The sequence below is a fragment of the Brachybacterium sacelli genome (assembly GCF_017876545.1).
Classification (GTDB): domain Bacteria; phylum Actinomycetota; class Actinomycetes; order Actinomycetales; family Dermabacteraceae; genus Brachybacterium; species Brachybacterium sacelli.
In genome coordinates this window covers 728,600-749,190 of the sequence record NZ_JAGIOD010000002.1, presented here as the reverse complement: position 1 = coordinate 749,190, position 20,591 = coordinate 728,600, and the positions used below count along the sequence as shown (strand labels likewise).

At 72.4% G+C, this 20,591-nt stretch carries 16 protein-coding genes; 6 read left to right on the top strand and 10 right to left on the bottom strand.

The window, feature by feature from the left end; all coding sequences use genetic code 11:
* Window positions 1-39 precede the first annotated feature (39 nt).
* The gene (locus tag JOF43_RS17550) at window positions 40-495 is read left to right on the top strand and encodes a metallopeptidase family protein (protein WP_209904342.1); all 456 of its coding nucleotides are present in this window, start codon (window positions 40-42) and stop codon (window positions 493-495) included.
* A 207-nt stretch (window positions 496-702) separates the two neighbouring features.
* On the opposite strand, the gene JOF43_RS17545 is transcribed toward JOF43_RS17550, so the two are convergent.
* The 3 genes from JOF43_RS17545 to JOF43_RS23045 are packed head-to-tail and all read right to left on the bottom strand — an operon-like array spanning window position 703 to window position 5,977.
* Entirely contained in the window at window positions 703-2,331 is a 1,629-nt protein-coding gene (locus JOF43_RS17545) for a DUF5719 family protein (RefSeq protein ID WP_245354600.1), read from the bottom strand.
* Window positions 2,324-5,710 carry a hypothetical protein gene (locus JOF43_RS17540; RefSeq protein ID WP_209904341.1) on the bottom strand — a complete coding sequence of 1,129 codons (3,387 nt, stop codon included), beginning with the start codon at window positions 5,708-5,710 and terminating at the stop codon, window positions 2,324-2,326. The genes JOF43_RS17545 and JOF43_RS17540 overlap by 8 nt, the downstream gene beginning before the upstream one ends.
* 12 nt (window positions 5,711-5,722) lie before the next feature.
* Window positions 5,723-5,977, bottom strand: coding sequence for a WhiB family transcriptional regulator (locus JOF43_RS23045; RefSeq protein ID WP_377783823.1), 255 nt, complete (start codon window positions 5,975-5,977; stop codon window positions 5,723-5,725).
* A gap of 225 nt (window positions 5,978-6,202) precedes the next feature.
* On the opposite strand from JOF43_RS23045, the gene cofE reads away from it, so the two are divergent.
* Both cofE and JOF43_RS17525 read left to right on the top strand, forming a co-directional pair.
* Entirely contained in the window at window positions 6,203-7,396 is a 1,194-nt protein-coding gene (gene cofE, locus JOF43_RS17530) for a coenzyme F420-0:L-glutamate ligase (protein ID WP_209904340.1), read from the top strand.
* The gene (locus JOF43_RS17525) at window positions 7,393-8,076 is read left to right on the top strand and encodes a TIGR03089 family protein (protein ID WP_209904339.1); all 684 of its coding nucleotides are present in this window, start codon (window positions 7,393-7,395) and stop codon (window positions 8,074-8,076) included. The genes cofE and JOF43_RS17525 overlap by 4 nt, the downstream gene beginning before the upstream one ends.
* A gap of 65 nt (window positions 8,077-8,141) precedes the next feature.
* Here the strand turns inward: JOF43_RS17525 and JOF43_RS17520 are convergent, their stop codons facing one another.
* The 6 genes from JOF43_RS17520 to JOF43_RS17495 all read right to left on the bottom strand — a co-directional run bounded on the left by JOF43_RS17520 (window position 8,142) and on the right by JOF43_RS17495 (window position 15,153).
* Window positions 8,142-8,912, bottom strand: coding sequence for an ABC transporter ATP-binding protein (locus JOF43_RS17520; RefSeq protein ID WP_209905379.1), 771 nt, complete (start codon window positions 8,910-8,912; stop codon window positions 8,142-8,144).
* Between the two features lie 13 nt (window positions 8,913-8,925).
* Window positions 8,926-9,852, bottom strand: a complete 927-nt coding sequence (locus JOF43_RS17515) for an ABC transporter permease (RefSeq protein WP_209904338.1) — start codon at window positions 9,850-9,852, stop codon at window positions 8,926-8,928.
* Entirely contained in the window at window positions 9,849-11,951 is a 2,103-nt protein-coding gene (locus JOF43_RS17510) for a glycosyltransferase (protein ID WP_209904337.1), read from the bottom strand. The genes JOF43_RS17515 and JOF43_RS17510 overlap by 4 nt, the downstream gene beginning before the upstream one ends.
* Before the next feature lie 59 nt (window positions 11,952-12,010).
* Window positions 12,011-13,168 (bottom strand): UDP-galactopyranose mutase, encoded by a 1,158-nt coding sequence (glf, locus tag JOF43_RS17505; protein WP_209904336.1) that lies wholly within the window; start codon window positions 13,166-13,168, stop codon window positions 12,011-12,013.
* A 111-nt stretch (window positions 13,169-13,279) separates the two neighbouring features.
* Window positions 13,280-14,089, bottom strand: a complete 810-nt coding sequence (locus tag JOF43_RS17500; protein ID WP_209904335.1) for a glycosyltransferase — start codon at window positions 14,087-14,089, stop codon at window positions 13,280-13,282.
* Window positions 14,090-14,145: 56 nt separating this feature from the next.
* Window positions 14,146-15,153, bottom strand: a complete 1,008-nt coding sequence (locus JOF43_RS17495) for a glycosyltransferase family 2 protein (protein WP_209904334.1) — start codon at window positions 15,151-15,153, stop codon at window positions 14,146-14,148.
* A 228-nt stretch (window positions 15,154-15,381) separates the two neighbouring features.
* On the opposite strand from JOF43_RS17495, the gene JOF43_RS17490 reads away from it, so the two are divergent.
* Window positions 15,382-16,620: an LCP family protein gene (locus JOF43_RS17490; protein ID WP_342592226.1), complete on the top strand. Its 1,239-nt coding sequence runs from the start codon at window positions 15,382-15,384 to the stop codon at window positions 16,618-16,620.
* A gap of 180 nt (window positions 16,621-16,800) precedes the next feature.
* Entirely contained in the window at window positions 16,801-18,309 is a 1,509-nt protein-coding gene (locus JOF43_RS23205; RefSeq protein ID WP_209904333.1) for a hypothetical protein, read from the top strand.
* 66 nt (window positions 18,310-18,375) lie between these two features.
* Here the strand turns inward: JOF43_RS23205 and JOF43_RS17480 are convergent, their stop codons facing one another.
* Window positions 18,376-19,095: a glycosyltransferase family 2 protein gene (locus JOF43_RS17480; protein ID WP_209904332.1), complete on the bottom strand. Its 720-nt coding sequence runs from the start codon at window positions 19,093-19,095 to the stop codon at window positions 18,376-18,378.
* 170 nt (window positions 19,096-19,265) lie between these two features.
* Between JOF43_RS17480 and JOF43_RS17475 the strand changes: the two genes are divergently transcribed.
* Window positions 19,266-20,591, top strand: a complete 1,326-nt coding sequence (locus tag JOF43_RS17475) for a nucleotide sugar dehydrogenase (protein ID WP_209904331.1) — start codon at window positions 19,266-19,268, stop codon at window positions 20,589-20,591.

The following is a 20,591-nucleotide window of genomic DNA, read 5'->3' as shown; positions in this document are numbered from 1 at the left end:
GACCGGGCAGGACACCGTCACGAGCGCTAGGGTTGCCCCATGGATGTCGAGCCGCTCCGCCCGGGGACCCCGGGTCCGCACCCGGGGCCGCGGCGCCGTGATCGGCGCGGACGCGGCCGGCGCTGGGATCTCATCCCGCCCCATCTTCCCGGGTACCGCACGCGCCGGGAGCAGTTCGACGACACGGTCGCCGAGGCGGGGGCCGCGCTCACCGAGCGGTTCCCCCGCCGGCTGGCGCATCTGCAGGTGCTGGTCGAGGAGGTCCCGCCGACGGATCCCGCCCCGTGGGAGGACGCGACCGTGCTGCTGGGACGCGGACTGCCCCCGTCGCGGGAGCATCCCGCGCGGGTGATCATCTACCGTCGCCCGGTCCAGACCCGCTGCCTCGGCGAGCAGGAGCTGGAGACGCTGGTGCGCCAGGTGCTGGCGGAGCAGATCGGCTCGCTGCTGAACGTTCCGCCGGAGGACGTAGACCCCGACGCCTGGGGCGAGTGACCGTACGCCCCGCAGTTCGTCGATCAGTCCTGGTCTTCATCGACTGATCTCCTCCCGCGCGCCGTCCGCAGCCGGCTCGTCCCTCGCCCACGGCTCCCGCCCCGCAGCTCGTCGATCAGTCCCGGTCTTCATCGACTGGTCTCCTCCCGCGCGCCGTCCGCAGCCGGCTCGTCCCTCGCCCACGGCTCCCGCCCCGCAGTTCGTCGATCAGTCCTGCAGCCGCACCGTCAGGGCGTCGGTGCTCAGCTGCGCGGACGGCACCGGCAGGGAGGAGATGAGGTCTCCCCCGCTCCCGTCGCTCTCACGCTGCATCCATCCGGCGTGCACGGCGCCGGGAACGCTCGGCACCACCGTGACGGCCCGGGTGCGCGTGCCGTCGATCGCCAGCTCCTGCCAGGGGATGACGCTCGAGGTGCCCGCTGCGAGATCGGCCTCGACCGGGGAGCCGGCGGTGCCGTCCGACCCGATCGGCACCACGGTCACGCTCGCATCGTCGGTGGCGGCCAGGGTCAGCGCACCGACCCCGCCCTCCTGCGGCAGCGCCAGCAGGCCGCTCGTGCTCAGGGCGGGCGCCGGGGAGGTCAGGGCGAAGTCGACGGGGGTGCCGACCGTGTCGCCCGGCAGGTCCTCGCCGGCCGCCGTGGAGCGGGCGACCGCGAGCACCGGGTCCTGGGAGCGGACCGCGACCGAGTAGGTCCCCTCGGTCACTGACTCCAACGGCACCGGGACCACGGCCCCGGCGGGTATCTCGACGTCTTCGAGGGAGGCGTCGTCGACGGGTCCGTCCGCTCCGGTGACCTCGATGCTCGCCGTGGTGTCGGCCCCCTGGGGGTTGGCCAGCACCACGGTCGGCGACGTGCCCGTGGCCTCGACCCCCGGCAGCACCTGCTCGAGGGAGGCGGGCGGCAGCGGCTGGAGGACCTCGGCGCCGCCGGGGGTGAGCCCGTTGCGCTCGGTGGTCTGGACGTGCATCGCCAGGGGCGCACCGAGCACCGAGGCGCGCACCCCGACGGCGTCCTGGCCCCCGGCCACCGATTCCAGCAGAACCCGCTCCTCCGTGCCCGGCGCGACGACCACCTGGCTGCGGCCCTCCATCGGGGCCGGGCCGTCCTCGGTCCAGATCTGGACCGAGGCGGTCGCCGGGCGCTGTGTGGGGTTGCGCAGGACGAGGGCGGAGCTGTCGCCGGTGTCGGTCGAGACGCCGAGGAAGGAGGCGTCGGTGGTGGGCTCCTCGCAGCGGGTCAGGGCCAGCGAGCGGAAGTCGCCGCTGGTGGTAGTGCTGGACTGGACGGCGTCGGCGACGGGGCGCGAGCCCTCGGCGGTGGCCGCTCGCACCGAGGCGGCCTCCTCGACCCCCGGGAGCACCTGGACGCCCGCACCCAGCTTCGAGGTCGCGGCGGCGTCCTCGAGGGTGCTCCCGTCGGCCCCCAGGGTGGTCAGCGAGGGAGCGCGTGCGCTGCCGTCCGCTTCCTGCAGCGTCTCGGAACCGCTCACGGTCCCGAACAGCAGCGAGGAGTCCGTCTCCAGCGCCATGGAGCTGAGGCCGATCGTCTCGCTGGGCGGGCTCAGTGCGAGCTCGTCATCGGCGCCCTCGGTGAACAGGTCCTCGGGGACCTGCATCGGTCCGGGGCAGCGCAGGGTGCTCGCCCCGGGCTGCGACTGCGTCTCGGCGCGGGTGACCGGGACGGTCTCGGGAGCGGGTGACACGGTCACGGCACCGACGGCGGCGGCCAGCGGGATCAGGGCGGCGACGGCCAGCACCGGACGCGCCCGTCCGCGGCGCGGGGCGCGCAGATCGGCGGGGTCCTCCAGGGGGCCGGGGTCGTTCTCAGCCATACATCTCCTCCGCGACCCGGCTGCGCACGCGCCAGGGGATCGAGATCAGCACGGTCAGGGCGATGGTCGCGTACAGCAGGATCTGCCACAGGAGCCGGGCGGGCTGCTCGCGATGGATGTCGATCTGCCCGCTCTCCCCGGCCGGGACGGTGAAGCCCTGAGCCCAGTCGTCGACGGTGACCGGTTCGAGCTCGGTGCCCTCCAAGGTCGCCCGCCACTGGCTGTCCTGTCGCTCGGACAGCAGCACGGTGCGCTCCGCGTCGGCGGCGGGGATCTCCCCCGTGGCGCCGATGATCCCGCTGGACAGGGCCACGGGCTCGTCGCCGCCGAGGACGACGGCGCGCGGCGCCGAGTCGATCACGCGCCACATGCCGCCGCGGCTGCCCTCGGTGACCTTCTCGAGAAGCGTGGAGGTGTCGAGGGTGGACACGAGTTCCGAGTGCTCGCTCGGTTCGCCCTCGACGACGACGTAGGCGATGGCGAGGCCCGCCGTGGCCTGATCGCCCTCCTCGGTCGGATCCGCGCCGGAGGACAGCATCCGGGCCACGGCCTGACGCAGGGCGGCGTCGGCGGGGTCCTCGTCGATCGCCGTCCCGCTGCTCGCGCTGTCCACGGCGCGGGCGTCGGCGATGGACGCGTGCTGGCTCGCGGAGTCCCCGCCGTGGACCACGAGATGGGCATCGACGGAGCCGTCCTCGCGCTGCTCCAGCACGAGCACGCGGGAGCGGGCGTCGGTGCGGCCCTGGTCGGCGGCGGCCGCAGGGACCTCACTGCCCTCGACGCGGTCGATGCGGAGCTGGCCGGGCAGCAGCAGGGTCCAGCCGACGACGGTCACGACGCAGACGGCGGCCACCAGGGTGCCGATCACGCCGGTGAGCAGGCGCCGACCGCGACCGTCGCCCCGCTCGCGCCGGGCGAGGGCGTCGAAGCTCGCGGCGGCGCCGACGGACAGGGCCAGCAGCGTCGCGCTGAGCAGGGCGTTCAGCGGGGCGGGGGCCAGCTGGTCGCCGGCCACGGCGACCGGGATCCCGCGGGTCAGCAGCACGGTCATCAATCCCGCGGCCGCCACCAGCACGCTGAAACGTCCGGCGCGACCGGCGTCGCCCGCCAGCAGCGGGGCGAGGATCGCGCCGAGCACGACGGGGGCCACCGGGAGCATGGGCAGCAGCAGTGCACCGGTCGACCCCAGCAGCGGCGTGAGCTGATCCTGGAGGCCGGGCGCGACGGGCCACAGCGAGAGCAGATCGGTCGTGGTGGCCGTGCCGGCCCGGGCCGGGACACCGCTGACAGCCAGCAGCGTCTCGGGGTGGCCCAGGTAGACGGGGAGGTAGGGGGCGTGCAGGGCGAGCGAGGGCAGCAGGACCCACAGCAGACGCAGACGGCGGCCCGGCGCCGACAGCGCGATCAGGGCCAGGGCGAGCACGGCCAGCAACACGAGTGCGGGCTGGACCGCGCCGACGACCAGCAGCAGGAGCCCCCCGGCGGCGGCCGCGGAGATGCTGGCCTGGGATGCCTTGTGCGGAAGGCCGACGGCGCGTCCGACGGCGAGGGCGAGCAGCGGCAGCAGCGCGTGGACGAGCAGCAGCGGCCAGGCGCCGACGGTAAGGGCGGCGAGCAGGGGCGGCGCCAGCGCCCAGACGGTCGCGAGCACCAGGCGGGCGCCGACGGCGCGGGTGATCGCCCCGGCGGCCCACCAGGCCGCGAGCGCGCTCACCGGGACGACGGCGAGGACGACGGCCTCGACGAGGGCGGAGCCGGTGATCGGCAGATGGCCCAGCAGGCGCAGCAGCGGGTCGCCCGGGCCGCGCTCGCCCAGCCCGCCCGGGATCCACGTCGACCATGCGGCCTCCCAGGCGGCGGCCGAGTTCTCCGGCAGCGCGCGCAGGCCGGGCCCGCTCAGCTCGCCCCGGCCGAAGACGCCGCGCAGTGCGGTCATGCCCAGGACGGTCGCGGCCAGCGCGACCACGACGCTCCACACCACATGGCGGCCGTAGTCGGCATCGTCGACGCCGTGGTGGGTTCCTGCGATCCCCCAGGTGGTGCGGCGGATTCGCCGGCGGCGGTCGTCATCGGCGAACACGCGGGTCCAGACGTCGTCGAGACGGCGGCGCGCCCCCTCGCCGCGGGGCAGGTACAGCGGGGCCAGCCGCCCTCCGGGCACCCGTGCCCGGCGCCGGTCCCGACGGCCGCGGCCGAGCACCCTGCCCACCCGGGTCATCGCCGCGGCCCACGCCCGCAGCTCCATCCCGGCCCGGCGCGGCTGCGAGGCGGCGACGGCCCCGGCCATGCGGGCGAGCGTGATCAGGGGCAGCAGCAGGAGAAGACCCAGCGCCATCAGCAGTGACCGGTGCTTGAGCTGCACCAGCATCCGGCCGGTGCCCTGCTCGCGCAGGCGCTCGAGGCGGGGCCGGGTGGGCTGCGGGAACAGCATGCGGGCGGCGGACTGGACCGCGACCCGTTCACCCGAGCGCCAGACCCGCCGGCACAGGTCGATCTCCGCCCAGGGGGCGGGAAGGTCGGGGTCGAGGCCTCCCACCTCGCGCAGCGTCTGCTCCCGGATCAGCATCCCGGGCAGGGCGACGGCGAGGACGTCCTGGCGCCAGTCGGCCTGCCCCTGATCGATCTCGCCGGGATCGACGCCGGTGATGATGCGTCCGGCGTGGGTGAGGGTGAGGCCGACGTCGACGAGCACGTCGGCTCCCTCGGCGGTGAGGTCCTCCTCCTGCTCCTCCGCCCCGGGATCCTCCCGGGGCGGGCCGGGATCGCTGCGGCGGACCCGCTTGGCGCCGACCACTCCGGTGGTGGGCGATTCCACGAGCATCGCGAGCTGCTGCTCCAGGGCGTCCCGCGCCGGGGTGGAGCCGTCGACGACGAACCACAGCCAGCTCTCGTCGTCCGCTCCCGCGAGCAGACCGGCGCGACGCCCGGGTCGGGAGCGGTCCTCGCGCAGACGCTGCGGGATGCGGGCGAGGTCCTCGGCCTGCTGCGTGCGGTGCCGCTCGACGGCGGCGCTGTCGACCGCCCGGGCGCGGCGTCCACTGCGAGCGTCCCCGCGGCCGGTCTCGTCGTCCTCGTCCTCGAGGTCGTCGCCGTTCTCGGGGGCCGGGGCGTGGGCGCGGGAGAGGTGGTCGAGGGCCTCGCGCACGACACCGGTGCGACCGACGGTCCCCGCGGTCATCAGCACGTCGTCGACGGTGCCGTCGCCGAGCTGCTCGTCGAGGGCGACCAGGACGGCGTCAGGGAGGTCGGTGGGCGCGATGACCAGCAGGTGATCAGCGGGCCGGGTCTGCCCGGCCAGGGCCTCGAAGGTCGCGCGATGGGAGCGCTCGGTGGTCGACCCGCTCAGCAGGACGACAGCTGTGATGTGACGGTCGCTCACCGAGTGACGTCGTCAGACCGCCCGGCGCTTGAGCTTGCGACGCTCACGCTCCGACAGTCCGCCCCAGATCCCGAAGCGCTCATCGTTCTCGAGGGCGTACTCGAGGCATTCGGCGCGCACCTCGCAGGAGACGCACACCTTCTTCGCCTCGCGCGTGGAGCCGCCCTTCTCCGGGAAGAATGCCTCCGGGTCGGTCTGCGCGCAGAGGGCGCGCTCCTGCCACGACATCTCGACGTCGTCGATCTCCTCGACGTCCTGCCACGACATGCCGGTATCGTCGGCGTCCTGCCCGGCGAGGTCGATCAGGGACAGTTCCGCGCGTGCGTCATCCTTGACAAGTTCGTCGTCCATCGCCACCTCTCCTTCCACTGCTGAGTGACCACCGAAGGCCTGTTGCGGCCCTAAAATACACCCGTGTAGTTATGGGGCGTCAAGCGCGCTCGGCGCGCCGGGCCCCTCCGACCGCCCGAATCACAGACCTGGGAGGCCCCCGTGACCCCGACGCAGCGTCCGCAGGTCGCACCGTCCGCGAGGCCGGCGCCGTCCTCCCCTCCGCCCTCCGGAGCGGTCGAGATCCTCCCCGTCCGCGGGATCCCGGAGATCCGCGAGGGGGACGACCTGGCGGCCGTGCTCGCCCCCGCCCTGCGCGACCTCGGGGCGCGCGACGGCGACGTGCTGTGCCTCTCGACGAAGGTCGTCTCGAAGGCGGCCGGACTGCGGGTCGCGCCCGAGGAGCGGGAGGCCGCGGTCGAGGCCGCGGCGGTGCGCACGGTCGCCCGCCGACGCCACACCCGCGTGGTCACCTCGGTGGTGCAGATCGCCTCCGGACCGGTGATGGCGGCCGCCGGCGTGGACTCCTCGAACGCCCCCGACGGCCCCCTGCTGCTGCCCGAGGACCCCGACGCCAGCGCCCGGCACCTGCGGGACGCCCTGGCCGAGCTGCTGGGCCTGCACCTCGGCGTGCTGCTCACGGACACCTCCTCCCGGATCTGGCGCGTGGGGGTGGGCGACATCGCCCTCGGCGCCGCCGGCGTCGCCTCCCTGCAGGATCTCCGCGGGGGCGTCGACGCCGACGGCCGCCCGCTGACGGTCACGGTCCGGGCGCTGGCCGACGAGCTCGCCGCCGCCGCCGACCTCGTCAAGGGCAAGGCGAACGGGGTGCCCGCGGCGCTCGTGCGCGGAGTGGCGGAGGCAACTTCGGCCGACGTCCCTGCCCGGGAACTCTCACGCACCGGCGGCGACGACTGGTTCCGCCGGCCCAGTCTGGAATCGGTGTGGGTCGCCCTGGGCCTCTCCCCCGCCCAGGAGCCGATCGCGCGGATGTCCCCCGAACCCGCGCAGGAACGGATCGCCCGCGCGCTCGCAGTGGCCGCGCTCCCGCGGGACGGGGATCCTCCCCGGGGCGCCACGGCGCGCCTGGTCCCGACCGACACCGGGACGGACGCACCGGGCACCGACCGATCGGACGGGACCGCTCCACCGGCGGGCGGCCGCCGCCTGCCGGAGGTCCCAGGCGCCACCCGCCTCGAGGTCACTCCCGCCGGGAGCGCCCCCACCGACTGGATCGCGGCCGGCGAGCTCGCGGAACGGATCCGCACCGCGCTCTGCGCGGAGGCCCTGGCCGAGGAGCTGCCACCCGTGCACGTCGAGATCACCCGCCCCGAGACCCCGGAGGACCCCCGATGAGCCCCGAGACGTCCACCCAGCTGCTCACGGCGCTCGAACGCAGCGGGCCCCGCCCCGCCCTGGCCTGGTACGGGGAGGCCGCGCGCATCGAGCTGTCCGGGCACGTGCTGGCGAACTGGGTGATCAAGTCCATCGGCCATCTGCACGACGAGATCGCCCTCGACCCCGAGGACACGGTGGTCCTCGACCTCCCCGCGCACTGGAAGCGTCTGGTGCTGGCGCTGGCCGCGTGGTCGCTCGGCGCGGAGGTGACGCTCCTGGACCGGGACGCGGAGCCCGAGCGCGACGCCGATGACCCGGACCCCCGGGTGGTGGCGACCGACCGCCCGGATACCCCGCTCGCCGCCGACGCCGACGAGGTGCTGGCCCTCGGCGCGGTCTCGCTCGCGCCCCGTTTCGACGGCCCGCTGCCCGCCCTGGCCCATGACTGGGTGGCGGAGGTGCGCTCGAGCCCGGACCGGCTGGGCCTCGATCTGCCCGCCTGGAGCGGCCCCGCGCCGGAAGCACCTGCCGCCACCGGGACGCCGCCGCGGCTCCTGGTCGCGGACGACGGGCTGGCCGCCGCACCCGCGGTGCTCGCAGCGCTGCTGGCCGGCGGAGGGTTCGTCGGCCCCGCCGCTGAGGTGAGCGCCCAGCGGGCACGGGAGGAGGGCGTGACCACGCCCGCCGAGGACGCCTGAGCGGGACGAGGGACCCGGAGCGATCAGGGCGTGGCGCTCAGGCAGCGCCCGCCACGCCGTGCGGCTCAGTCCGCGCGCAGGGTGGCGACGGCCTGGCTCGGGTCCCCGTCGAAGACGATGCCGCCCCGCCGCAGCACGACGATGCGCGTGCACAGCTTCTCGAGCATCTCCAGCTCGTGGGAGACCACGACCATGGTGCGCCCGGCCTCCTGGAGCTCACGGATCCGCTCCAGGCACTTGCGCTGGAAGGGCTCGTCGCCCACCGAGAGGATCTCGTCGACCAGGAAGATGTCCGGGTCGGTGTGCACCGCCACCGAGAAGGCGAGCCGCAGGAACATCCCCGAGCTGTAGTACTTCACCTCGGTGTCGATGAACTCCTCGATCTCGCTGAAGGCGACGATCTCCTCGAACCTCTCCTGGATCTGCTCCCGGCCCATGCCGAGGATCGCCCCGTTGAGGAAGACGTTCTCGCGCCCCGACAGATCGGGGTGGAACCCGGCACCGACCTCGATCAGCCCCGCCACCCGTCCGCGCAGCATCACCCGACCGCGATCCGGGAACAGCACCCCGGAGATCGTCTTGAGCAGGGTGGACTTCCCCGAGCCGTTGAAGCCGATCAGCCCCACCGTCTCCCCCGCGTGCACCGTGAGGTCCACGTCGTCCAACGCCAGGAAGGTGTCGGCGAGCTTCTTGCGCTGCAGCGCCGAGAACACCAGCTCCTTCAGGGAGTGGTCATGCCGCCGGGAGAACTGCTTGGTCACGTGCTGGACGCGCACCATCTCCACCTCGGTGGGGACCGCGGCGGAGACGGGAACATCCTGCGGATTCGGACTCATCATGGCGCTGACCTCACAGTTCCTGCGCGAAGCGCCGCTTGGAGTGCTCGAACACGATCGTGCCGAGCACGAAGGTCGCCCCCGCGATCAGCAGTCCGGCCCACCACAGGCCGAAGGGCTCACCGGGAGCCGTCAGAGTCGGGTCGAGCCCCACCCCTTCCACCACCTCCGGCGTGTACCGCCAGAAGGCGACATGGAACAGCTCCACGACGATCGTCAGCGGGTTCAGCTGGTACGCCCACCACCAGAACGTCCCGCCGATCGACTCCTGCACCATCGTGATCCGGTACAGCACCGGGGACAGCCAGGTGGCGACCATGACGATCAGGTCCACGAAGTTCTCGACGTCCCGGAAGGCGGCGTTCAACGCCGCCGTGAGCATCCCCAGTCCCATGGTGAACACCAGCAGGATGACCATGCCGAGCCCGAAGGCGACCAGCGCGGTGGGCGAGGGCAGCCAGCCGAACAGGAGCGCCCCCACCACGAGCACCAGCAGCTGGGGCACGAAGTGCACCAGTGCCACGATCATGCTGGACCAGGGGAACAGCTGGCTGGGCAGATAGATCTTCGAGACCAGCGGGGCGTTCCCGGTGATCGACCGGGTGGCATTGCCGAACACCTCTCCGAATAGGTTGATCACGACGATGCCGCTGAACAGGTACACCGCGTAGGCCGGGGTGCCCTTGTTCAGCTCCAGGAAGACGCCGAGGGCGATGTAGAAGACGATGAACTGCACCGCGGGCTTCACGTAGCTCCACAGCATGCCGAGCACGCTGCCGCGATATCGCACCCGGAGCTCCTTGCGCACCAGGAGCTTGAGCAGGAAGCGCTCGTGGAGCGGGTTCAGCCACCCGGCGTCCTGTCCCGGTGCCCGCCACCCCTGCGCCTGCTCGGCGCGGGAGGGCGAGGACGCCGTGGGGTGCTGGCCTGCCGCGGTCACGCCGTCGCGTCCCCGGTCCCTGTGCCGCCCGTGGCGGGAGCGGACTCCTCCCGGTCGCGGTCGCGCACCGGGGCGGGGTTCTCGGCGAAGGTCCGCTCCCACGCCTCGAAGGAGGTGATGTGCTGGGCGGCCTGCCGGTAGGCGCGCTGGAGCTCCGGCCACCGGCGGTGGAGCTCCACGTGCGCGCCGATCGCGCCGGCCAGCATCGAACGGACCTGACGCGGGTCCCGCTTGTACCAGGAGACCTGTGTGCCCTCCGCATTGGAGACCAGCGCACTGTCGTAGGCCGACAGCCGCCACCACTTCGCGTCGATGTGCGGGATCGCGGCCTGCGGATTCTCCTCGGAGCGGGCCTTCGGCGGCTTCACCAGCTGCTTGGCCAGGACCTTCACGGTCCAGGCCGGGAGCATCGTCCGGGCCGGCTCGGTGAATGGCCGGCCCTTGCGGGGCGGCTTGTCGATGTGGACGGGCGGGTAGTGGTCTGGATCCTTCTTCGCGGAGGCGTCGTCGAAGTCGCCGGCCATCGACCGGATCTGCGGCAGCTTGGTACCGATCGACGGGTGCAGCGCCTCCGGCCCGTCGAGCACGTCCCGCTGGGCCATCAGTCGCCCGGCCTCGGTGTAGTACTGCATGGAGATCAGGTGCTTGACGTCCATGAACTGGGACTCCTTGACCACCCGGCCGCCGCGCTCGTACGGGGAGTGCAGCAGCGCGGTGATGATCCGGTTGCGCTCATGGAAGTACGCCTGCCATCCCACCAGGTCGTCCTTGTCGACCCAGCTCATGTGCCACACGCCCGCGCCCGGGAGCGACACGGTCGGATATCCGGCCTTCTTCGCGCGCAGGCCGTACTCGGCGTCGTCCCATTTGATGAACACCGGCAGGCTCAGGCCGATCGCGCGCACCGTCTCGGTCGGGATCAGGCAGCTCCACCAGCCGTTGTAGTCCACGTCCGCGCGGCGGTGCAGCCACGGGGTCGAGCGCAGCGGCGAGAGGGAGAAGTCGTGGCCCAGCACCGCCGCGGGATCCGGCAGCGAGGGCTGGATCCGCCACGGGTCCACGACCTCGCCGAAGGTGTGCAGCACGGAGCGGTTGTTGAGGTCGAACATGTGGGCGCCGACGATCGTGGGCCGGGTGGCGAAGTCCGCGAAGGTCGTCATCCGGATCAGCGACTCCGGTTCGATGACGATGTCGTCGTCGCAGTTCATCACGTAGGTCGAGGCCCCGGCGGTGGCGGCCTCGTACATGCCGCGGGAGAAGCCGCCGCTGCCGCCGATGTTGCCCTGCTCGATGATCCGCAGCTGACCGGCCAGCTCCTCCTGCAGCGCGGCGAGCTCGTTCGTGTGGTCCCGCAGCCGGTCCGAGCCCTGGTCGATCACGTACATGACGTCCAGCAGCGCGCGAAGATCCGGGTCCGTCGCGACGGCACGGATGTTGTCGAGGCAGTAGGGGACCTTGTTCATGGTCGTCATCGAGATCGAGAAGCTGCCCTCGGTGCGGGCGAGGTCGGCGTCCGCCGTCCACCGGGCCCCCAGGATCGTGAGCTCCTCGTCCCCCGCGTAGGCGTCGAACCAGTACCAGCCGCCGTCGCCGAAGGCGTTCAGGGGGAGGTCGAAGACGTGCTCGGTCGCACCGCCCGCGACGGTGCGCGACATCTGGCGCTGCAGCGTCCCGCGCGCCGTGGAGCGCATGACGACCAGCTGACCGCTGCCTGCCGTGCGGATGCTCAGACGGATCGAGCGCACCGGGGTCCAGCGTCGCCAGTAGCTGGCCGGGAAGGCGTTGAAGTAGGTGCCGAAGGACCGCATGGAGCGTGCCGGGATCCGCACCGCGTAGCGGTCGTCGAGCTCGGTGGCGTCCACATGGACATGGGAGGCGGGGCGCGGGGTGTCCGCGGCGCCCCCCTCGGCCGTGCGGTCCGGGCCGCCCAGCCCGAAGGCGCCGCCGGAGACGCCGGAGCGGGCGTCCTCCGCCTCGATGTACAGAGGGATGATGTCCGGGGAGGCCTCCAGGGGCATGATCAGGCGCTGCAGCAGACGCTGCGGCGGGACCTCGGGGGTCTCGTCGGTGCCGCCGGATGCGGCAGGGATGGCGTTCATGATGCTCCTCGTCGGCCCTTCTCGGATGTCCCGGCCGATGCGCGACCGGGGCGGTCGGCTCACGCCCGCAGCAGGTCGGGCAGCTTGTTGTCCGCCATGGACAGGGCGGAGCCGATCGCCATGTGCATGTCGAGGTACTGGTAGGTGCCCAGGCGGCCGCCGAAGAGGGTCCTCGGCTCGGCGTCGGCGAGCTCGCGGTAGGCCAGCAGGGTCTCGCGGTCGGAACCGGAGTTGATGGGGTAGTACGGCTCGTCACCGGACTCCGCGAAACGGGAGTACTCGCGCTGGATCACCGTGCGGTCGGTGGGATAGTCCCGCTCGGGATGGAAGTGGCGGGGCTCGATGATCCGGGTGTAGGGGACCTCGGCGTCGGCGTAGTTCATCACCGAGGTGCCCTGGAAGTCGCCCACCTCGAGGTGCTCGGTCTCCAGGTCGATGGTGCGCCACCCCAGCTCACCCTGCTGGTAGTCGAAGTACCGGTCGATGGGACCGGTGTAGACCACGGGGATGTTCCCGCGCACGGCGTCCTTGTTCAGCGGCTGCGAGGCGTCGAAGTAGTCGGTCTCGAGCTGGACCTCGATGTTCGGATTGTCCGCCATCCGCTCCAGCCACGCGGTGTACCCCTGCGTCGGCAGGCCCTCGTGGGTGTCGTTGAAGTACCGGTTGTTGTACGTGTAGCGCACCGGGAGCCGGGAGATGATCGAGGCGGGCAGCTCCTTGGGGTCGGTCTGCCACTGCTTGCCCGTGTAGTTCTTGATGAACGCCTCGTACAGCGGACGCCCGATCAGGGAGATGCCCTTCTCGTCGAGGTTCTCCGGATCGGTGCCGGCCAGCTCCCCGGCCTGCTCGGTGATCAGCGCCCGGGCCTCGTCGGGGGTGTAGGCAGCGCGGAAGAACTGGTTGACGGTGCCGAGATTGATCGGCATCGGGTACACCACGCCCTGGTGGGTCGTGTACACCGTGTGCCGGTAGCCGGTGAAGTCGGTGAATCCGTTCACGTACTCCCAGACCCGCGGGTTCGAGGTGTGGAACAGGTGCGCACCGTACTTGTGGACCTCGATCCCGGTGACCGGATCCGCCTCCGAGTACGCATTGCCGCCGAGGTGGGGACGCCGATCGATGAGGGTCACCTTCGCGCCGTGCTCGGCGACCGCGCGCTCGGCGATGGTCAGGCCGAACAGGCCGGAGCCCACGATCAGGAGGTCAGGAGTCGACACAGAGGGTCCTTTCGATGCGTGCGGAGAGTCCGCCGGGGACTCGATCACCGTAGCGGAGCAAAGGAAACTCCTGGTTACAGGATGGTGGTGGACCTGCAGGTGTGGCGGTGCTCACGCCGTCTTCTCGATGAACGTGCGGTATCCGAACCGTCGCAGCCACCCCGGTGCGAGACGGTAGATGCCCCGCAGGGCGAGATTGCGCAGGAACAGACCCGGACTGGTGACCCGGTCCAGCACCATGTGGCGCTGCAGCCGCACGTCGCTCGCGAAAAGTCGCCAGCCGCCGCGTCGGGCGAACAGCTCGTCGTCCACGCGGTAGTCGACGACCACCTCGGCGAGGTTCCCCATCCGGGCTCCGCCGAGCATCATCCGCTCCCAGAGCCAGTAGTCCTCCAGCAGCGGGAGGTCGCGGTAGCCGCCCACGGCGAGGGCCACGGAGCGGCGCAGCACGATGGTGGGGTGGTGGAAGGGACTGTGGTGAGGGAGGTACGCGACGATCTCGTCGTGCACGAGCGGACGGGTGCGTCGCGGTCCGTCCCCGGGCGCGACGTGATCGCTGAACTCTCGCATCGCGCCGCCCATCAGGTCCAGGGCGGGAGGACCGCTCATGGCCGGGATCTGCAGGGCGAAGCGCTCGGGCCGGCAGAGGTCGTCGGCATCGGCCCGGGCGACCAGCTCGTGGGGCGAGGCCTCCAGACCGTCCTGCAACGCGGAGGCCACACCCCGATGACTGCGGTGACGCAGCACCCGGGCCGGGCCGAAGTCGCCGTCCTCCACGCGAGCGATCAGGGCGTCCAGCTCGGCGGTGACCGGGCCGTCGACGGTGAGGATCAGCAGGTCGGGAGGCAGCTGCTGCTCGAGGGTGGCGGAGGCGATCGCCGCCTCGACCCGCTCGGGGAGGTCACGCTTCCACAGGGGCATGAGCACGACGAACGGCGCGGCAGGGCTCTCCGTCCCAGGCGCGGACCGCGGGGCGTTCACCGTCCGGCCGCCCGCTCGATCGCGCGCACGTCTGCCGCGGCCTCTCCCTCGGACGCGAGCACGGTGGGTGAGGGACGCGGCCCCCGGCGCAGCGCCGCGAGCAGCCCCCGCACCCCGATGCCCAGCAGGCTGCCGCGATGGCGCGCCAGCTGCCCGGCCCAGCCGAGCACGGTCCGACCGCCGTACAGGAGCCGCTCCAGCGGGCTGAAGGACGTCGTCCGCAGCAGCGCCCACAGGCGGTTGCGCACGTCGAAGTAGAAGCGGGATCCGGGGCTGGTCTGCGCATTGCTGAAGGCGACCGTGCGGTGCTCGACCACGGAGGCGGGCACCTGCAGTCCGCGACCGTGGCGCAGCAGACGACCGGTGTGCTCGAAGTCGTCGGACCAGATGAAGTAGTCCGCGTAGGGCAGTCCGAGCCGCCGCACGTCCTGACCGTTCAGCAGGGCGGAGACGTAGCTGGCGGTACGGATGGGCCGGCCGCCGGCCTGGGCGGCGTCCCGCTTCTCCGCGGCGCTCGCGCCGAGCCGGATGCGCTGGGTGTTCATGGGGTGGTCGCGGCCGTCGGTCCACACCGCCCGCGAGCTGAGCACGCTCAGGCGCACCGGCGAGTTCTCGAGGGTGCGCACCAGCGCGGCGAGCGCCCCGGGCCGCGGGATGGTGTCGTCGTCCATCAGCCACACCCAGTCGGCGTCGTGCCGGACCAGGGCGCGCGCCACGCCGGTCGCGAAACCTCCCGCTCCCCCGACGTTGCGGTGCAGGTGGACGACATCGGCCCCGATCTGATGCACGTCGGCGATCTCGCCGCTGGCATCGCTGGAGGCGTTGTCGATCACGACCACGGCGTCGGGCCGGCGCTCCTGGGCCTCGAGGGCGTCGAGGCACTCGCGCAGCAGGTCCTCGCGGTTGTAGGTCACGACCACGGCGACGACTCGCGCCGAGTCGGCATCGGGGTGAGCGGTCCCGGGCTGCGGCGTCGAACCGCCTGCGGGTGCGGAATGGGTCACGGCGTCTCCTGCGGATGGTCGTGGCCGCCTCGGCGGCTCGCCTCCCAGTGTACGGAGGGCCCGATGGCAGGACGCTGACCGGCGCTGGACGAGGTGTGAAGGTTCGCGGGAGGTTCTACGCAGGAGGGAGGGAGTGTGCCGCGCCGCACCACGCGCGGACCTCTCGGGGGACTACTCTGTCGTTCGCCGTACCCACCTCCGGACCCTGTGGCCGGGAAGGAGACAGCTGTGAGCGATCACCTGCCGCCGCGCTCCCCGCGGCCGGGAGGGCCCCGTCGTCCTGCCGGTCATCGAGCGCGCGCCGGAGGCAGCGCCCGCCCCGTGCCGGGCGCGTCCCCAGGACGACCCACCGGGGCTGCGGGCCCCGCTCCCACCCGTCCGCTGCCCGTCTCCGAGCAGCGTCCCGTCGCCCGCGGGCAGAACGCCGGATACGGCGCCGACGACGGCTACGGAGGATACGGCGGAGGGTGGGGCCCCGGCGGTCCGGCCGGCCCGCCCCCTGATCCCGGTCGCCGGCCACGCCGCCGCTCCCGGATCCCCCGGCCCGTGCGGTTGGGGGCGACGCTCCTGGTCCTGGTCCTGGTGATCGTGGTGGGCTGGGGTGCGGGTCTGGTGCTGTGGGCCGACAGCCGCATCGAGCACGTCGATGCCCTGTCGGAGGCGGAGAACACGCCCGGCACCACCTATCTCATCGCCGGATCCGACCGCCGCGGCGGGGACTCGGTCGGCGACGACGGCACCGAGGGTGCGCGCACCGACACGATCATGCTCCTGCACAAGGCGCCGGGCGGGAACAGCTACATGGTCTCCCTCCCCCGCGACACCCTCGTCGACATCCCCGGCTACGGCGGGTACAAGCTCAACGCCGCCTACTCCTTCGGCGGTGCCCCGCTGCTGGTCGAGACCGTCGAGGACTTCACCGGGCTGGCGGTGGACCACTACGTGGAGATCGGCTTCGACGGCGTCTCCGGCATGGTCGACGCGGTCGGCCATGTGAACCTGTGCATCGACCAGGACGTCGACGACGAGAAGTCCGGGCTGTCGATGACCGAGGGCTGTCACGACGTCGGCGGCGAGCAGGCGCTGGCCTTCGTGCGCGCCCGATACTTCGACCCGACCGCGGACATCGGACGCCAGCAGCGTCAGCAGCAGTTCATCGAGTCCCTCATGGAGCGGGTGACCTCACCGTCGGTCCTGCTGAACCCGGTGCGGCACGTGAAGCTGGCCGGCGCCGGCTCCGATTCACTGGTCACCAGCGAGGGCACCGGGATCATCGACGTCACCCGCATGGCCCTGACGGCGCGCAGCGCGATGGGCAATGGCACCATGACCATGCCGGTCGAGGATCCGGAGTTCCAGACCGAGAACTCCGGGGTCGCGATCCTCACGGACGACCAGGACATCGCCGACTTCTTCGGCTCCATCGAGGACGGCTCGGCCGACCCTGCGAGCGGCGACGAAGGCTGACCGGACGATCCGGAGCGGCTCGGCAACGACCCCGGGAGCGGATGTAGGGTGGGTCACGGCGCTCCGGACGCGCCGCCCGTTCGCGGGAAGGGGCCCAGCCCCGTCCGGGGACGAGCAGGAGGACACCCGTCTCCTCTCCCGCCCGACGCTGCGGACCGCGGGCTCGGAGTGGAGGCCACCGTGCCGATCGAACCCCTGCCGGACCATCCTGACCTCGAGCGGCTCAAGCGCCGCGCGAAGACCCTGCGGGACCTCGTCCGCGCCGGGGACGACGAGGCGATCTCCCTCGTGCGCGAGCATCACCCACGCGCTCACGGGATCCGCGCCGACACCCCGGAAGCGCACGGATTCCCGCTCGCGGACGCGCAGCTGAGCGTGGCCCGCCTCCACGGTCTGCCCAGCTGGCCCGCCCTGCGCCGTCACCTCGACGAGGCCCGTCGCCTCAGCCGCAGCCCGCAGGGTGTCGCCGCCGGCACCGGGCCGGACGAACTGCTGCGACTCGTCGCCTTCCACGATGCGACCGACCGCTGCGTCGATCACGAGCGGGCCGCCCGTGCCCTCGAGGAGCATCCCCGGGCCCCTCGTCACTCCCTGTTCGCCGCGGCGGCGTTCGGGGACCCGTCAGCCGCGCGCGAGTTCCTGGCGGTGGATCCATCGGCCGCCTCCCGGGAGGGAGGACCCTTTTCCTGGCCGCCCCTGCTGTATCTCACCTATGCCCGCGTGGATCCGAGGCACCTTCCCCCGGGCAGCGGGGATCATCTCGCCGTGGCGAAGCTGCTGCTGCACCACGGCGCCGATCCCGACGCAGGATTCCTCTGGGACGGGCTCCCCTCCCCCTTCACCGCCCTCACCGGGGTGTTCGGGGGTGGAGAGCAGCGATCCGCCTCGCACCCCGCGGGCCTGGCCCTCGCCGAGGTCCTGCTCGCCGCCGGCGCGGAGGCGAACGACAACCAGACGATCTACAACCGGGGTGCCGGTGACGCGACGGCCCGGGACGACACCGACTTCCTCGAGCTGCTGCTGGATCACGGGCTCGGTCGCGGGGACGGCGGACCGTGGCGACGCCGTCTGGGCAGTCGTCATCCCGCCCCCGAGCAGATCGCCGCCGACGCGCTGCAGCACGCGGCGGAGCAGGGCCTGCCCCGCCGCGCGGACCTGCTGCTGCGGCGGGGCACCGACCCGGACCGGGCGAGCGCCCACCCCCTGTACCGCGGGCGCTCCCCCTATGAGGGCGCCGTGCTGCACGGCAACGACGAGGTGGCGGCGATGCGGGAGAGCGCCGGCGCCGACATCTCCCCCGTCGGGCCGCAGGAGCGCCTCGTCGGCGCGGTCCTGTCCGCGGATCGTCCGGCGGCGATGCTCGCGGCGGGCGACGCCGCACTCCTGCGGGAGTGCCGGCGTCACCACGGCGACCTGGTGGCGCGCGCGGCGGCCCGGAGCCGCCCCGAGGCGGTGCTCCTGAGCGTCGACCTCGGCTTCGACGTCGACGCGCTCCGGGGCACGACGGCGCTGCACGAGGCGGCGGTGCGTGGTGAGACGACAGTGGTCGATCTGCTTCTGGAGCTGGGCGCGGATCCGTCCCTCCTCGATACGACCCACCACGCCACCGCGGCAGGATGGGCGCACCACGGCGGTCATCCGCAGCTCGCGGAGCACCTCGAGGACGTCACCGGGGAGAGCGCCGGGTGACGAGCGTGAGAACTGTCGATGACATCTGCGGACGTTCCCGCGGGAACGTCCAGGGCGGCGGATCGGTCAGCGGAACAGCATGTCGATGACGATGTTCACCGAGTTCAGCATCGACTGACCCTTGGAGCGGGAGTAGTCGGTGTACAGGATGTGCACCGGGTGCTCCCGCACGGTGAGGCGGTGACGGCCGATCTCCTCGACGATCTCCGAGGCGTGCGCCATCCGGTTCTGCTCGATGGCGATCTTCCGGCAGGCCTCGCGGCCGAGGACCCGCAGTCCGTTGTGGGCGTCGGAGAGCTTCACCCCGCTGGTGAGGTTCGAGTACCAGACCGCGCCGCGCAGCACGGCCCGCTTGAGCAGCCCGGGCTTGGTGCGCGCGTCGAGGAAGCGCGAGCCCAGGACGATGTCCACCCCCTCGTCGTCGCGCAGCGCGATCATCGAGGCGGCGTCGTCGACCTGGTGCTGGCCATCGGAGTCGAAGGTCACGACCTGGCGCATGTCCGGGTCGCGCAGCGCGTAGTCGATGCCGGTCTTCAGCGCGGCGCCCTGGCCCATGTTGTAGGGGTGGCGCACGACCGCGGCACCGGCCTCCTCGGCGATCATCGCCGAGTCGTCCATGCTGCCGTCGTCCACGCAGACCACCAGCGGATAACGCCGGCGCAGCGCGCGGATGACCTCCCCGACGACCGGCCCCTCGTTGAACAGGGGGACCACGAACCAGGTGTTCTCGGCTCCGGGGGACGCCGCCTCCGCGTCCGGGTCGCTCACGGGCTCGGGGGTGCTCATGGGCTCTCCTTCTGGGGTGTCCGCCGCGGGGTGCCGGGGCGGCCTCCGAGCGGCGCGGGGCGACGCTCGTCAGCCGCCGATGAGGATACCCTGTCACGGTGGGCCGCCACTGGTGGTCATCATCGCGCACACGACGCCGGATGCGGCGTCTGACGAGGAGGAAGTTCGCTGTGAAGACTGCTGTCGTCGCCCTGGGGAAGATCGGTCTGCCACTGGCAGTGCAGTTCGCGGACGCGGGCCATGAGGTGATCGGGGTCGACGTGAATCCGCGCCAGGTGGAGCTGATCAATCAGGCCACCGAGCCGTTCCCCGGCGAGGCCCATCTCCAGGACAAGCTCACCGAGCTGGTGCCGAGCGGGAGGCTGCGCGCCACCACGGAGTACGCCGAGGCGATCCCGGGCGCGGACGCGATCGTGATCGTGGTGCCCCTGTTCGTGGACGACGCCACCTGGGAACCGGACTTCGCGTGGATGGATGCGGCCACCAGATCGCTCGCCGAGCACATCACCCCCGGCACCCTGGTCTCCTACGAGACGACCCTGCCGGTGGGCACGCTGCGGGGGCGTTTCACCCCGATGATCGAGGAGATCTCCTCCCTGAAGGAGTCGGAGGACTTCTTCGCGGTGTTCTCCCCCGAACGGGTGCTGACCGGGCGCGTGTTCGAGGACCTGCGCAAGTACCCCAAGCTGATCGGGGCACTGTCCGAAGAGGGCACGGCCCGGGCCCGCGCCTTCTACGAGTCGGCGCTGACCTTCGACGAGCGCCCGGATCTGAAGCGCCCCAACGGGGTGTGGGACCTGGGCTCTCCGGAGGCCTCCGAGCTGGCCAAGCTGGCCGAGACCACCTACCGGGACGTCAACATCGGCCTGGCCAACGAATTCGCGCTGTTCGCACAGGACAACGGGATCGACGTGTACAAGGTGATCGAGGCCTCCAACTCCCAGCCCTACTCCCACATCCACCAGCCCGGCATCGCCGTCGGCGGGCACTGCATCCCGGTCTACCCGCGCCTGTATCTCTCGACCGATCCCCGCGCGGAGACGGTCCGCACCGCCCGCACCCTGAACGCCTCGGTGCCCGCGCGCCTGGTGGAGCGGGCCGCGAACCTGCTCGGCGACCTGACCGGTCTGAAGGCCGTGGTCCTCGGCGCCTCCTACCGCACCGGGGTGAAGGAGACCGCGTTCTCGGGGGTGTTCCCCGTGGTCGAGGCGCTGCGTGAGCACGGCGCCGAGGTCGCGGTCCACGACACCTACTACGACGACGAGGAACTGGCCGGCTACGGCTGGGCCCCGTACCACCTGGGCGAGGCCGCCGACCTGGTGATCGTCCAGACCAACCATCCCGAGTACGCCGAGCTCGCCGCCGGCGACGTGCCCGGTCTCAAGCTCCTCATCGACGGCCGCAACATCACCACCGCCGGCAACTGGGCCGGCACCCCCCGCCTCGTCCTCGGCGACGGCTCCGCCTCCACCCATCAGCAGGCCGAGGAGGCCTGA